Source organism: Candidatus Chloroploca sp. Khr17, from assembly GCF_004138165.1.
In the GTDB taxonomy this organism is placed as follows: domain Bacteria; phylum Chloroflexota; class Chloroflexia; order Chloroflexales; family Chloroflexaceae; genus Chloroploca.
Genome location: NZ_RYFF01000004.1, coordinates 74,840 through 90,355 on the forward strand (window position 1 = coordinate 74,840; position 15,516 = coordinate 90,355).

6 protein-coding genes are annotated in these 15,516 nt (G+C 56.4%); all 6 read left to right on the forward strand.

Translation table 11 applies throughout. The annotated features are described in order from the left end of the window. The 6 genes from proB to EKD05_RS03790 all read left to right on the forward strand — a co-directional run bounded on the left by proB (nt 1) and on the right by EKD05_RS03790 (nt 15,516). Nucleotides 1-1,119, forward strand: coding sequence for a glutamate 5-kinase (gene proB, locus EKD05_RS03765; protein ID WP_129671061.1), 1,119 nt, complete (start codon nt 1-3; stop codon nt 1,117-1,119). After that, on the forward strand, nt 1,116-3,857 hold the full coding sequence (uvrA, locus tag EKD05_RS03770) for an excinuclease ABC subunit UvrA (protein WP_240695617.1): 2,742 nt from the start codon (nt 1,116-1,118) through the stop codon (nt 3,855-3,857). Before proB ends, uvrA begins: the two co-directional genes overlap by 4 nt. 208 nt (nt 3,858-4,065) lie before the next feature. Next, nucleotides 4,066-5,706 (forward strand): DapH/DapD/GlmU-related protein, encoded by a 1,641-nt coding sequence (locus EKD05_RS03775; RefSeq protein WP_129671063.1) that lies wholly within the window; start codon nt 4,066-4,068, stop codon nt 5,704-5,706. Then, complete coding sequence (locus EKD05_RS03780; protein WP_129671065.1) at nt 5,703-6,659, forward strand: response regulator; 957 nt, start codon at nt 5,703-5,705, stop codon at nt 6,657-6,659. Before EKD05_RS03775 ends, EKD05_RS03780 begins: the two co-directional genes overlap by 4 nt. Nucleotides 6,660-6,751: 92 nt before the next feature. After that, nucleotides 6,752-14,683 (forward strand): GAF domain-containing protein, encoded by a 7,932-nt coding sequence (locus EKD05_RS03785; RefSeq protein WP_129671067.1) that lies wholly within the window; start codon nt 6,752-6,754, stop codon nt 14,681-14,683. After that, nucleotides 14,680-15,516 carry an alpha/beta fold hydrolase gene (locus tag EKD05_RS03790; RefSeq protein ID WP_129671069.1) on the forward strand — a complete coding sequence of 279 codons (837 nt, stop codon included), beginning with the start codon at nt 14,680-14,682 and terminating at the stop codon, nt 15,514-15,516. Before EKD05_RS03785 ends, EKD05_RS03790 begins: the two co-directional genes overlap by 4 nt.

The following is a 15,516-nucleotide window of genomic DNA, read 5'->3' on the forward strand; positions in this document are numbered from 1 at the left end:
ATGACGAATCTTCCTTCACGCCTTGTGATCAAGCTCGGTACCAGCGTTCTGACCGCCGGTACCGATCGCCTCAATCGCCCGTACCTCGTTAGCCTCGCGCGCCAGGTCGCCGACCTACGCGCTCAGGGGGTTCAGGTACTCCTTGTCTCGTCTGGGGCCGTCGCTGCTGGCCGCGAACGCCTCAATGATGCGCCCGATCACCGCTTTCGCGCCAATGTGCCCCTCAAACAGGTCTATGCCGCCGTTGGGCAGAGCCGCCTGATGCACCTCTACGAGCAACTCTTTGAGTTGTATGGCCTTCAGGTCGCTCAGGCCCTCTTGACCCGCGATGATCTCCGTGACCGTCGACGTTACCTCAATGCCCGCAATACCCTGTTGCTCTGCATCGAGCGCGGCATTGTGCCGATTATTAATGAAAATGATGCCGTGGTCACCGCCGAGATTCGTGTCGGTGATAACGATAATCTCTCGGCTATGGTCGCTGGCCTCGTTGATGCCGATCTTTTGCTGATCCTCACCGATATCACCGGTCTCTATACCGCCGACCCACGCAATGATCCCAGCGCTGAATTGATCAATGAAGTCGAGGTGATCGATGAGCGGATCTGGAGCATTGCTGGCGCCGCTGGAACCCATCGTGGTACCGGTGGTATGCAGACCAAGATCCAGGCCGCTGAATTGGCGACCCGCGCCGGTACCACCGTCGTGATTACCTCGGGCATGCAGCCCGATGTGGTGCTCCGTGTTGCCCACGGTGAACGCCTCGGGACCCGCTTCCCGGCAGCCGCGAGCCACCTCGACTCGCGTAAGCGCTGGATCATCGCCGAAACAGCCCGGCAGAGCCGCCTCGTCGTTGATGCAGGTGCCGTCCAGGCGCTCCGCTATCAGGGCCGTAGTCTCTTGCCCGCTGGCATTGTGGCCGTCGAGGGTGAATTTGACCGCGGCCAGACGGTGCGTATCTTTGACCAGGAAGGCCACGAGATCGCCCGCGGCCTGACCCAGTATCGCGCTGCCGATGTCCGGACAATCAAGGGCCTCCGTTCAACGCAGATCGCCGAGACCCTTGGGTATGAGTATGGCCCCGCCGTCGTTCATCGTGATGACATGGTGCTGATGTGAGCTGGATTATTGTCCGTGGTGCCCGTGAGCACAATCTTAAAAATATTGATGTGCGCTTGCCCCGTAATCAGTTGGTGGTCATCACCGGTCTCTCGGGGTCGGGCAAGAGTACGCTGGCGTTCGATACGATCTTTGCCGAAGGCCAGCGGCGTTATGTCGAAAGTCTTTCGGTGGCCGCTCGTCAGTTTCTCGGCCAACTCGCCAAACCAGATGTTGATGCCATCGAGGGTCTTTCGCCAGCGATTGCGATTGATCAGCACAGCGGGAGCCGTCATCCGCGCTCAACGGTCGGAACCGTCACCGAGATCTATGATTTTCTGCGCCTCCTCTTTGCCCGCACCGGTCAACCACACTGTCCGCAGTGCGGCCTGCCCCTCATCCGCCACTCGGTGCAAGAAATGGTTGATGCGATCCTTACCCTCCCCGAGGCGAGCCGCCTGCTCTTGCTTGCTCCGCTGATTGCCCAGCGTACCGGCGATCACGTGCTGGTCTTTGATGAAATGCGCCGCCGTGGCTTTGTCCGCGTGCGCGTCAATGGCGATGTCCGTGACCTTGATGAGGTCATCACCCTCGATCCTCAACTCAGCCATACGATCGAGGTGGTGGTCGATCGCTTGATTGTGCGCCATCCCCCAACCAACGTTGCTCGCCCCCGCGCTGATCAACTCGCCGAACACCCCGATCGCGTGCGCATTACCGACTCGGTCGAGACGGCCCTCAAGCTTACCGCAGGGCGGTTGCTTGTGCATACGCTCAATGGCGCAACCCTGAGCTTTTCACAGGCCTATGCCTGCCCCGATCACGGGTCGATCAACCTCTTCAACCTCGAACCACGTCATTTTTCGTTCAATAGCCCGCACGGTGCCTGCCCAACCTGTGATGGTCTGGGCCAAATCGCTGAACGCGATCTCGGTGCGCATCGTGACCATGCGTTGCCTGCATCTACGCTCCCTGATGAACTTCCCGCTGATCAAGAAGAAGCCGACGAGGCTGCCCTGCTCAACGGGGCTTTCCAGATCTGCCCTTCGTGCCACGGCGATCGCCTGCGGGCTGAAGTGCGGGCCGTCACTTTTGCCGACCAAACCTTGCCCAACATCAATCGGATGCCGATCACCGAGGCGTTGGCCTGGACCCAGAGGATCTTGATGCTGGTGGAGGAAAAACCGCCCACGTCACCAGCAGACCATCCCTCAACCGACGCCGACCCTGCCCCCACAGAAGCAGGCACGGCACCCACAACCCTCACCACCCGCCAACGCTTGATCGCCGCCCCGCTACTCAAAGACGTCGTCGAACGCCTTGCCTTCCTTGTCGATGTTGGTCTTGGCTACCTCACCCTCGACCGGGCGGCCACGACCCTCAGCGGCGGCGAGAGTCAACGCATCCGTCTGGCAACCCAGGTTGGCGCGGGGCTCTCGGGGGTGATCTATGTGCTTGACGAACCAAGCACCGGTCTCCATCCCCGTGACCACGAGCGTCTGTTGCGGACGCTCATCCGCCTCCGCGACCTCGGCAATAGTGTGCTGGTCGTTGAACACGATGAGGCGACGATCCGCGCCGCCGATTGGATTGTTGATATTGGGCCCGGTGCTGGCCCACAAGGCGGCGAATTGATCGTCAGTGGCACCCTCGAAACCGTGCTCGCCGAGCCGCGCTCACTCACCGGGCAGTACCTCAGTGGCAAGCGCCAAGTCCCACGCCCAACGCAGCGACGCCCCGGCAACGGTCGCTTCCTGACCATCCGTGGCTGCCGTGAAAACAATCTACACGATCTCGACGTGACGGTTCCGCTCGGATGCCTCGTGGTCGTCACCGGTGTGTCAGGCAGTGGCAAAAGCAGCCTCGTCATGGATACGCTCTATCCTCGCCTCGCCCAAGAATTGCATGGCGCCCAGGGTCGCGTCGGGCTCCATACGAGCCTCGAAGGGCTCGCAGCTATTGACAAAGTTGTCGCGATTGATCAGCACCCCATCGGGCGCACGCCACGCTCAAATCCAGCCACCTACAGTCGCGTCTTTGACCCAATGCGCAACCTCTTTGCCGCCACCACCGAGGCCCGCGCCCGCGGGTACGATGCCTCACGCTTTAGCTTCAATGCCCGGGGTGGCCGCTGTGAAGCCTGTAGTGGCGAGGGTCTGATCCGCGTCGAAATGCAGTTCCTTCCCGATCTCTTTGTGCCCTGCGACCGCTGTGGTGGCGCCCGCTACAACCGTGAAACCCTCGATATACGCTATCGCGACCAGACCATTGCCGATGTGCTCGCCATGACCGTCGCCGAGGGTGCCGAGTTTTTTGCCCGCGTCCCCGCGATTGCCGAACGGCTGCAAACGCTGCTTGATGTTGGCGTCGGCTATATCCGCCTCGGCCAACCGGCCAATACTCTCTCGGGCGGCGAAGCACAACGGATCAAACTGGCAACCGAACTGGCCCGTCGCGCCACTGGACGCACCCTCTATATCCTTGATGAGCCAACCAGCGGCCTGCACATTGCCGATATCGAACGCCTCTTGAGCATCCTGCATCGCCTCGTTGATGCAGGCAATACCGTCATGGTCATCGAGCATAACCTCGATGTCATCCTGCACGCCGACTGGGTGCTTGACCTAGGACCCGAGGGCGGCAGCGGCGGTGGGCAACTCGTCGCCGCTGGCCCCCCTGAAACAGTGATGCAGGTCACCACCTCACCCACGGGAACATACCTTGCCAGACATCACGCGTCACTGATCAACCAAGGTTAACATAATTAATTGACGATACGGTAAGCCATCGTGTACAATACCAATACTCACCCCTACTGCGAAACCACGCATGGTTCTCGTAATGCGACTGTAACCTCGCCTACTTGTGATCCCGGTCGCTACATCCTATAGTACTTCGTAGGGGATGTATGCCGTCAAGGTGGGTAGTCACCATCTCTCATGTTGCCGTGCAAGAAAGGGGATCTCGATGGAGCGCATCATCATCCGCGATCATCAACCGATCGCTCCGTTTGCTGAACCCGCACGCGAATTACGTATTCTGAATAAGCCTCTTTGGTTGCTCCAACGCGATCTGCTCAAACATCATTGCAAAGGCAGTCTTGAAATAAATTCAATTGAAGATCTTTTCACTCAACAAAACAGCAACTCAGATGAGTTATTAGTTTATCGTGATAATCTCTATTTTAATGGCAACCTTATCGAGGCGTTCATCAGTGCCGCGCGCACTTCGGGGCGTGCCTGCCAGATCGCGTTTCGTGCCAGCAATCCTGCCACCGGCGTACGGGGTGACCCCACTATCGAACGCCATGCGTTGCAGTTGACCCGTGGTTTTGTTGCGCGCACCGCGCAACCCTGCCTCGATGAAGGTCGCGAAGTGTGCGCCGATGTCTATCTTGCCGAACTCTACTATTTCCCTCACGGCCCCGTTCAAGAACCTATCCCGCTTATTATCGAAACCCAGAGCCACGAGATGGGCTATTATCATATCCCAAGTTATATGGCGCATAAGGGCGATCTCACCTATCAGATTCCGTTGCGCGCTTTTCTTTCCCTTGAAAGCTGGGTGCATGTCTTTATCGCCAATATCTTGATGGGTGTCTTCACCGATGCGGCAGCGCAAGATGTCAAAATGAGCCGCGCTCGCCTCAAAGATGTGCTGCACTGGAAACGCGAAGACTGGCGTATCTTTGTTGATAAGGCCGGCTTCTCGGCAGCGGCAATCTGGCAACGCCTCAATCCCTTTGAAGAGATGTGGCGCAACCATTTCCTCGCCTCCCACGCCCTCGTCAAAGTAGGTAAAAATTGCTCGATTGATCCTTCGGCAACCATCCACGGGCCAACCGTGATCGGGGATAATGTCTATATCGGACCAGGCGTTGTGATTGCCAATAGCATCATCGGCAATAATGTCAATGTGATGCAGGGAAGTCAGGTGATGCTCAGTGTGGTCAGTGATCGCTGTTTCCTCCCCTTCAATGCGGGTCTCTTTATGACCACCTTGATGGAAAATAGTATGGTCGCTCAGAATTCCACCCTGCAGTTGACCGTCGTTGGGCGCAATACGTTTATCGGGGCCAATAATTGTTTTACCGATTTCAATCTGCAAAATGAACCAATCAAAGTAATGCATCAGGGCGAGGCTGTTGAAGTGCATCTCCCCGTCCTGGGCTCAGCTGTGGGTCATAATGTGAAAATCGGCAGTGGCTTTGTCGTCTACCCTGGACGAATGATCGAGTCGAATACCGTTATAATCTTTGATCATGATCAGGGCTTGATTAGCAAGACGGTCAGGGGGCACGATGTCGACGATGTCGACGTTGGTACCGGTGAACCACGCCGGATTATCTATCACTGGCCCAATGTCTACCACGATCCAGCCCAACCAGACCATCCTGAACCACCTGGGGCATCTCTTGAACAGATCCAACCAGCCTATCCCAACGGAAGCTGCCGTTCTAATGGCGATCACCACGATGCGTCCGCTTTGCATGAGCATCAGTCGTTGCCAGCCCCAGCCCGCTCAATCAGTCAACCGACTGGCTCTGTCAGCCAGCAGCACCAGCGCGTCGGTGTTTCTCCCACCAGTGCGAGGAGGTCAATCCGGTGAGCAAAGAACGTATTCTAGTCGTTGAAGACCAGCCTGATATTTCCAACTTGCTCAAGATCTATTTCACCTCACGCGGTTACGAGGTCTTCACCGCGATGCGTGGTTCCCATGCACTGGAGATCTGTAGCAAAACACCACCCAATCTCGCCCTCCTCGATGTCAATCTTCCCGATATGGAAGGCTATGAAATTGGGCGGGCGTTGCGGGCCAACCCCCGCACACGCCATATTCCGATCATCTTTTTGACGGCACGCGGTGAACGCCGCGACCGTCTGATCGGCCTCGGTGAAGTGCAGGCTCAGTACTATATCGTCAAACCCTTTGATATCGAAGAAGTTCATACGATTGTCAAGAACCAACTTGATGAGGCCCGGCGCAAAAATCAGTTGCACCCCGTCACCAATCTCCCTACCGCCGAGTTGATCAATGAGCAACTCCGCAATCTCTTGACGACCCAGGGTTGGGCGATGGCCCAGATCCATATCAATGGCTTCGAGACCTTTACCCAGAGTTATGGCTCGGTTGTGGGTGAGGATGTGCTCAAGTTTACCGCATTGCTCCTCAACGAGGGTGTCACCGAAGTTGGCGTAGGGAACTCTGATGAGTTTGTCGGCCAAATGGTGGTCGGACCTGATTTTGTCGTGACCTCAACCCCTGAACGGATCAAGCTGATCTGTGAACATTTACTAAATCGTTTTGACGAAGAAATTGGGTTACACTACAATTTTCGCCATCGTAAACAGGGCTTCCTGGAGGTCACTGATGAGAACGGAACGATGCGTCAGGTGCCGTTGATGTCGCTCGCTATCGGTGTCCTGACTAGTCAGGACGGCCCGTTTTACGATATCCGTGAACTCAGCGAGACTGCTGCCGAAACACGCCAGCGCGCCACCCATCAGGCGCGTGAGCAGGGCCGTAAGAGTTGGGTTGCCTATGGTCGGGGGCATGCCTAGACAGGAGCTGTCCGTTCAGGCTCTTCAGAAAGCTGCTTCATCTCCGTTTATATGAGCAGAACGTCGCTGTGGAGGAGCACCACGACTGAACTATGGATACCACACTTGCCCTGACCTCTGCAACAGGCTGGGAGTTGCTCGCACAGCTTGCCCAGAGCATGCAACTTCAAACACCAGTACCTTCAGCCGACTATGCCGGTCGACTCGTTGTGTTACTGGCTCGCTATCTTCCTTGCTCGGCCGGTCGCCTTGAACTCTGTGAGCAAGGATATGTCGTGGCTACCGCAGCCTGGGGTGCCGAGTTTGCCCCGTCTGAAGCCTCGACCCTCCTCGAGTGTCGTGCAGATGCTGAGTTGGTCGGGCAAGTGTTCCTCTATGAACACTACGGCGTTCTCGTCGAACCTGCGTTTCGTACCGCCCTCGCGGCGCAACTTGCCTTCTTGATCGCCTCCCAACAGCGCTTGCTTACTTCAAATCAGATCGAGCAGATCTATGAAATCGCCGCCGCCAGGCTCAAACTGGTCGGTGATCGCGATCTCGTGACCCTGCTTCAGACGTTTTTGACCAGTGTTGCCTCCCTTCTGCAGGTTGAGGCGGGCGCGATCTATACCGTTGACGCCGATGAAGGCCGCCTCAACTTGCTCGCCCTCGGTGCGCATGAGCTGCGACTCACGACGAGTTTGCCCCTGTCAAGTGAAAATCTGATTGTTCAGGCCCTTCAGGGCATGCAAGTTGGCGCACTGACGCTTGACCTGTGTCGCACGACCCAGGCCTCGCCACAAGACCTTGCCCGGCCCGCGCTGGCGGTGCCGCTCAAGCATCAAGACGAGTCTGTCGGTACCCTCGTCTTCCTCTTGAAGCATGCTCATGTTGCTCCCCGGCTCTTGCAGGCCGCCGACGTATGTGCCTCCCAGGTGATGCTCTTGGTGCGCAATGCACGCCTCTTGAGCCATCAACAACAGCGTGCCCGTGAACTCTTCGTCCTCTATGAAAATAGTCAACAGATTACCGGCACTGGTCAACTTGATGGTATGCTCGCCCGCGCAACCGAGAATATTGCCCTTACCCTCAAAGCTGATATCTGTGCCGTGCATCTGGTCGAACAATCACCGCCCGATACCCTGCATACCATCAGTGTCTACAACGACGACTCGAACCACCATGCCGAGCGCAATGGACGGTTTCCTACGACCCTCAAAGGGGCCAGGTTTATCCTCGCTCAAGTGGGTCGCGACGAAACGATGCTGATCGAAGATACCCAGGCGATCGCCGGGCATAATGATTTCGCCGCAATCCTCGCTACCGCAGGCTGCCAGAGTGCGCTCGTCTTGACGCTGCGAGGCCAGGATCAGATCCTCGGGTTGATGACCCTTGGCTTCAAGCGCCCCCGCCACCCGGTCTCGCCAACCGACCGCAACCTCGCGCAGGTGCTTGCCGCTCAGGTTGCAACAGCTATTCTCAATCGCCGCCTCTATCTCGCTGCCCAGCAACGCGCCACCGAGCTTGAGTTGCTGCAAAGCATTAGTCAAAAGTTGGCGGCAGAACTCTCGCTTGAAGAGACGATCGAGGCAATCCTCGCCGGGGCCAAGGAACTCGCTCGTTTTAACGGTGCCCGGATTACGCTTGTCGATCAACGTGCGCAAGCGTTACGCATCAGTGCCCAGTGGGGTCTCGACGAGGCACTCGCTGCGGCTGAGTTGACCACCTGGCTTTCACGTCATCAGCGTGCCCTGCGCATTAGTGACCTCGCGCTCCTTCCTCCCCAACTCCGCGATCTGCATCTTTCAGGTGCTGTCAAACTCGCTGACCAGGTGCCTGCGCGATCATACCTGGGGGTTCCGTTGCGCCTCCGCGAAGAATTGCTTGGAACCTGTGAGTTGTTTGCGGTGCAACCTGGCGCTTTTACTGAAGATGATGCCCGTTTGCTCACGATTGTCGCTGGCTATGCCGCTCAGGCCATCGCCAATGCCAGTCGCTATGAACACGCTGACACTAGTCTCCAGGCTCGTATTGAACAGTTACGCGCACTCCAGCGAGTCTCGAGTCAGCTTGCCTCCACGCTCGACCAAAAAGAGATCCTGCAGTATGTGCTCGATCAGGCCCTCAAGGTGACCAGGGCAAGCCATGGCTTGATCGCTCTCCGTAACACCGCTGATGATGAGACGGCTGAACACGCACTGCTGCTCGATACGCTTGGGTTGGGTGACCAGCAAACCCCCACCATTGATCGCGATGTCCTCGATATTACCGCACCAGAGGTTCGGTCGATCTATTTTATTGCTGAGGCCGTTGGGTTTGATACGGCACGCCATGATCAATTGATCGGCGCCCCTTTGCCCTTCACCGCAACTACGGCCTGGCGCGCCCTCGAACGACGTGAGCCCGAGTTCAACGATCGGTTGTCTGCTGATGAGTGGGTTCCTGAACACCTTGCCGACAAGCAGTCAGCCCTCGCAGCCCCTATCTTCTATCAGGCTGGTGTCTACGGGGTCTTGATCCTTTTTGCACCCCGTTTGCGTGCGTTTGATTATGATGCCGTTGAGTTTTTGCGTGCCCTGACCCACCAGACCGCTGTCGGGATTGGCAATGCCCAGCGGTACGCCGAGTTAGAACACCTCTACCGTACCCAGGAGACAAAAGCCGAGATCCTGAACAATGTGCTCGAAATTGGGCAGGCCCTGCGCGCTGATCGTTCGCTTGAGAATTTGCTCGAACAAGTTGCGTATAGTGCCGTCGAGTCGGCCAATTATCGTAAGGCGCTCTTCTGTCTGACTGACCCTCACCAACCTCGTCTGCTCACGCCATTCGCCGCTGCTGGCATTCCACGCGATGTGCTTGCCTCAATGAAACAACTGGCGCTTGATGATCGCCTCGTGACCCTTTACCTCGAACCCCGTTTTCGTCTCGGACGCTGCTATTTCATTCCCGCTCAAGAAGCGCGTGCGATCGAGAGCGCGTTTGAGACAAATATTTTCGCGTATCTGCAAGGTGATGATGAGCACCTGCCCTCCGAGTGGCAAACAAGCGACCGCCTCTGCGTGCCCCTCTATGCAACTGACGGCGATCTGCTCGGGGTCATGCTGGTCGCCGATCCGCTCGATCATCGCCGCCCAACCGAACGTACCGTTGAACCACTCGCAATCTTTGCTGACCAGGCCGCTATTGCGATCGAGAATGCCTGGCTTTTGCGTGATGCCGATGCCCGCGCCGATGAGATGACCGCCCTCTTTCAGGTTGGTACGGCCGCAACCTCAACCACTGATCTCGATACCCTGCTCAACCGTGTCTATACCGAGCTTACCTCCTTCCTTGGGGTGCCAAGTTTCTTCTTTGTGGCAAGCTATCACCACGAGACCGATGATATCTATTTCAATCTGTTTATGCAAGGCAACCAATTGGCCTATGCCATGCATAAGACCGTGGTGCCAAGATCGGGTCTGATTGAATTGGTGCTCCGCAATGGCGAACCACTGTTGATCGCGGATCTCTGGGCTGAACCAGCCTATCAGGCTCAGGCCGTGCATTATGCCGATGAAGCAGCGTCTATTCGTTCCTGGCTGGGGATCCCGCTCATCAGTCAGGGCCGTGCCGTCGGTCTGCTCTGTCTGCAAGATGTGCAACCCCATGCCTTTGCCCAACCTGAGGTTCAGTTCCTTTCAACGGTCGCCAACCAGCTTGCCATTGCAATCGAACGGGCAAGTCTCTTCGATGAGCGCGAACGCCGCCTCGCCGAGCTTGATGTGATCAATCAGATTGGCCACGTGACGAGTTCGACGCTTGACCTCCGGACGATGCTTGAACAGGTCTATGATCACCTTAGGAGTTTCCTGTCCCTCGATTCTTTCTTTGTCTTTATCTACTATGAAGAAGAGAATCGTATCACCCTCTCGATTGAGGTTGATAATGAGATCTTGACGTTCGATGATCATTGGCGTTCCCCCAGCCCAACGAGCTTGACCGCACGGATTATTCAAACACGCAACCCCCTGCTCTTCCACGATCTCCGCCAGGAAGAGATGGACACGAACCTTAACCCGATTACTTTCGGTACCGACCGCCTCTCGGCTTCATGGCTCGGTGTGCCGTTGCTCGTTGGCGAGAGCAGTGTCGTCGGTGTCATTGCCGTCATGAGTTATAGCCCTGGGTTGTATGGCCCCCGTGAACAATCCTTCTTGACAACGGTAGCCAATCAACTGGCCCTTGGTGTCCAGAATGCACGCTTGCTCGAACAAGCCGAGGCCCAGGTTGACCAGTTGCAACTCGTCAATCAGGTGTCGTTCATGGCGAGTGCCGAAACTGATGTCCAGGCGATCTATCAACTCGTGGTTGATGCAATGGCGCAGGCCACGCGCGTCGATCAGGCCCGACTGGTCATCTATGACCGCGAGGCTGGAGTGGCCTATGCTGTCGCTGAACATCGGGCCAGTGGCATTCTTGATCAGATCCGCATTCCGCTGCGCCATAGCCCTTCCGTTGATTGGCTCGATCAACACCGCGAACCTCTGGTTGCCCTCGATGCGCAGCATGATCCGCTCTTTGTCCTGTCCCATGCGACCTTCCGTGAGCTTGATATTCGCTCGATTACCCTCGTGCCGCTTGTTGTCGCTGAACAGGTGATCGGTGCCGTTGGCCTCGATTTTGTTGGCCGGATCGGTGAATTTACGCCTCAGGCGATCAAGTTGTGCCATACAATTGCGAATCAAACCTCAACTGCGATTAGCCGCGCACAGGCGTTTGCCGCCGCAAGTGCGAGTGCCGAGGCCCTTGAACAAAAGGTGAAAGACCTCTCCACGGTGCTTGATGCCGCCGGCATCCTCTCCTCCCTCTTGCGCCCCGATGAGGTGCTGAATAAACTGATGGATCTGGTGAGCCGAAGCCTCGGTGTGGCTACGGTTGCCCTCTGGATTATCAATGGTGAGGATGTCCTGGTACCCATCGCTATCGCGGGTATTCCTAGTGACCAGCGCCAGAGTATGCGCGTTCCCGTCGGTGAAGGTATGACTGGACGTGTCGCCTCCACCCGCAAGCCGCTCATTATTGATAATGTGGAACTCTCTGGCACGTCACTCTATCCAAACTACCAGCGCGAAAATCACCTCGTCTCCTATATGGGGGTGCCCGTCATCTATCAGGGCCAGACGATCGGTGTCCTCAGTGTGATGACGAACGCTGAACGTCATTTTAGTCAGGACGAACAGGCGCTTCTGTCAGGTCTCGCCGACCAGGCGGCAACGGCGCTTCAGACCGCCCGCCTCTTTCAGGAACGCGAGCAGAACATTCATGAGCTCTCGACAATCAATACGATTAGCGCTGATGTCAATGCAACCCTTCAGCTTGACGACCTCATTTCGCATCTCCACGAGGGTATTGGCAAGGTTCTTGATGTCCGTACTTCAATGGTGGCTCTGTACGATGTTACTAATGCGACGCTTACCTGCCCCCTCGCCTATCATCAGGGCCTTCGTGTGCAACCTACCTCCCAGATGCTTCGCGATGCGGTGAATGCCAGGGTTGTCCAGTCCCATCAGTCGCTCCTGTTCACGAGCCGCGATGACATCCTTGCCGCTGGCTTGCTCCCTGAACCATTTGACCCCGCTCTGGTTGCGTATCCGGTCGAATCGCTGCTGGTTGTGCCCATCCTCTTTGGCAATCAACCCCTCGGTGTGATCAATCTGCAGAGCGATGAACCACGTGCGTTTACCGAGGGCGATGAGCGTTTCTTGATGACCGTGGCGAATCAGGCCGCAGCCGCTATCAATAATGCCCGTCTCTTCAGCGAAATGACGCACAATGCCGAAGAGATGCAGACGCTCCTCGGTGTGACCCGTAGCCTCGCAGGCTCCCTTGATCTCGATGAGACCCAGCGCCTCATTGCGTCCGGTACGCTCGGGTTGCTCAATGCCGAGTTGTGCGCCGTGCTGCGCCTCGATGCCCACGGAACCATCGAACAGCAGGTCCTTGTTGATGCCTCTGGCCTTCGTGACGATCTCCATATCGACTTTCGCTTCCATGGCATGACCCAAATGCTGCTCGAACGGAATGCACCACTCGCCATCGCCGATCTCCAGGTACTCGAAGATTCAAATCCCGATGCGCTGCGTCTCGGTATTCGGAGTGTCGTCGGCACAGCGATTGGGCTGCACGATCAACGCCTCGGTGTGATCTGGATTGGGTTGTATCAACCGCACGAATGGTCGGCTCAACAAATTTCCCTGCTTGGCATTCTCGCGAATCAGGCCGGTCAGGCCCTCAAGAGTGCCCGCCTCTTCGAAGAGATCTCGAATCTCGCCGCCGATCTTGAGCATCGCGTGAAAGAACGGACGGCTGAGGTCGAACTCGCGAATCAGCAACTCTCTGAGGAAAAAGAACGCCTCGAAGCTGTCCATACCATTACGCTTGAATTGACAACCCAGCTTGATACGTCGATCATTCTGCGCGAATCCCTCGAGTCGATCTCGCTGAATCTTGGCGTTACACGCGGGTCAATTATGCTCCGCGATCCCGAAACCCAGGTGCTTATCTGCCGTGCGGTGCTCTTTGGCCTTGGTGATGCCCGTACCGCGAATATCCCCCTCAGCCTGGGCGGCGGTGAGGGCCTCGCCGGCTGGGTGATGCAATCCCACGAGTCGGTCAATATCCCTGATGTCCTCCAAGATCCGCGCTGGCAACAAGAACTCGGACGCGCTGATGATGCCCGCTCAGCCGCTGCGGTTCCCTTGCAAACTAGCGATCAGGCCCTTGGCGTGATCGTGCTCTCGAGTACCCAGGTGAACTATTTTACCGACTCGCAGATGAATCTCCTCGGTACGATTGCGAGCGTCGTCGCTGCGGCTATCTCGAATGCCCAACTCTATGGCTATATTAATGAACTCGCCAATCGCAATGGTCTGCTCCTCGAGGCCCAACGCGAAGAGAGTTCCAAACGCGCCGCTGTCTTTAGCTCGGTCAGTGAGGGCATTATCGTGCTCGATCCCGACCAGCGCATTACCCTCTTCAATCCCGCAGCTGAACAGGTTGTCGAGGTTGCTTCGGATATGGTGCTTGGTCAGCCGCTGAGTATCCTCGAACACCTCAATACCAATGATATGGCCGTGCAACGACGTGCACGGGCGATCTTCCAGGCGCTCGCCAATGGCCTCAAACAGGTGGAGTTGCATCAGCAGATCTATTCAACCTCGATTGATCTCACCGATCCGACCCAGTTTATTGCGGCTAATCTGGCCCCAGTCATTGCTCCTAGTGGCGACCATTATGGCAATGTCGCTGTGTTGCGTGATGTAACCGGTGAAATCGAGGCCGATCAGGCGAAACGCCAGTTTATCTCGGATGTGAGCCACGAACTGCGGACACCCCTCACGGCAGTCAAAGGCTATGTCGATGTCCTGCTGTTGACCGCTACGGATAGCCTGAATGAAGACCAGATTGGGTTTCTCCAGATTATCAAAAATAATACGAATCGTCTCCGAGCACTGATTGACGATATTCTGGAATTCTCGCGCCCCGACTCCAAGCGTAAACTCCAGATTAGTGACATTGATATTCCATCATTGATTAAAGAGGCCGTGCAGTCGTTACTGCTCGAGGCCGAACATAAGCAAATGCAGGTCTCACTTGATGTGCCCGACGATCTGCCGCTCGTGATGGGCGATCAACGCCGCATTAGCCAGGTCTTCTTCAATCTCTTCTCGAATGCTGTCAAGTATACCTTTGAAGGTGGTCGTATCCACGTCCGCGCGTTCCTTAATCCAGGCGGTATGCTCCAGATCGAAGTCGAAGATACTGGCGTCGGCATGACCCCCGCCCAACTCAAGAAACTCTTCCGTCCGTTCTACCGTGCGGATAATCCCCTCCGTGATATCACCGGAGGCACCGGTCTCGGCCTGGCGATTGCCAAACAGATTGTGGAACAACACGGGGGCGAAATGTGGGTACCCTATAGCGAACCGGGACGCGGCAGTGTCTTTAGTTTTATTCTGCCCCTTGAACAGCCTGAAGCTGAGCAGACTGACGAGGACGCCACGTGAGTGCCATTCATCTTGACAATCGTCTGGTTCACTACGAGGTCGTAGGACGCGGCCAGCCAATTATTTTCCTCCATAGCTGGCTCGGCTCGTGGCGTTACTGGGTCTCAACGATGGATCTTGTCTCCGAGCGCTACCGTGCCTATGCCCTCGATTTCTGGGGCTTCGGTGAGAGCGATCGGCACGGTAGTCATTTCACGATTACCGATTATGTCCATATGCTCGGCCAGTTTATGGATCAGATGGGCATTGCCAAAGCGAATCTGGTCGGTCACGGACTCGGTGGCATGGTGGCAATACGCGCTGCACGCGAGCAACCCGATCGTTTTTTACGCCTGATGACGGTCTCGACCCCGATGCAAGGCCATACCCTCGCCGATCTGGTCAAACCAGGTACTTTTTCGCGCCTCCTCGGCAAATCCAATCCAAGCAATATCTGGTCGAAGTTGCTCCGCAGCATCCCTATCACTGATCCTGAGGTGCAACACGAACTGCTCGAAGATACCGAGGGCCTCAGTGAAACAGTGCTCGCCAGTGTGCAAGAATCCCTCTTTGATACCGATCTCCGCTCAACCGTCAATGTGCTTGAGCGCCCCCTCCTGGCTGTCTATGGTGCCCAAGATAAGATTATCAATCTTGACCATATCATGTTTCTCAATCAACTCCATGATCGACCGGTGCAGTTACTGATTCTGCCGAAAGCCAACCACTTCCCCTTCCTTGAGCAAACGACAACTTTTTCACGCCTGCTGCTCGATTTTCTCATCGCTGAACAACAACCCGTGGAGATCAAGGAGGAGTGGAAACGACGGGTCAATCAGCGCGAGTATCTCTAA

Bases quoted from the DNA above. Each gene is read 5' to 3' on its own strand.
- proB (WP_129671061.1), top strand. From the start codon at position 1: ATGACGAATCTTCCTTCACGCCTTGTGATCAAGCTCGGTACCAGCGTT.
- EKD05_RS03785 (WP_129671067.1), top strand. From the start codon at position 6,752: ATGGATACCACACTTGCCCTGACCTCTGCAACAGGCTGGGAGTTGCTC.
- EKD05_RS03775 (WP_129671063.1), top strand. From the start codon at position 4,066: ATGGAGCGCATCATCATCCGCGATCATCAACCGATCGCTCCGTTTGCT.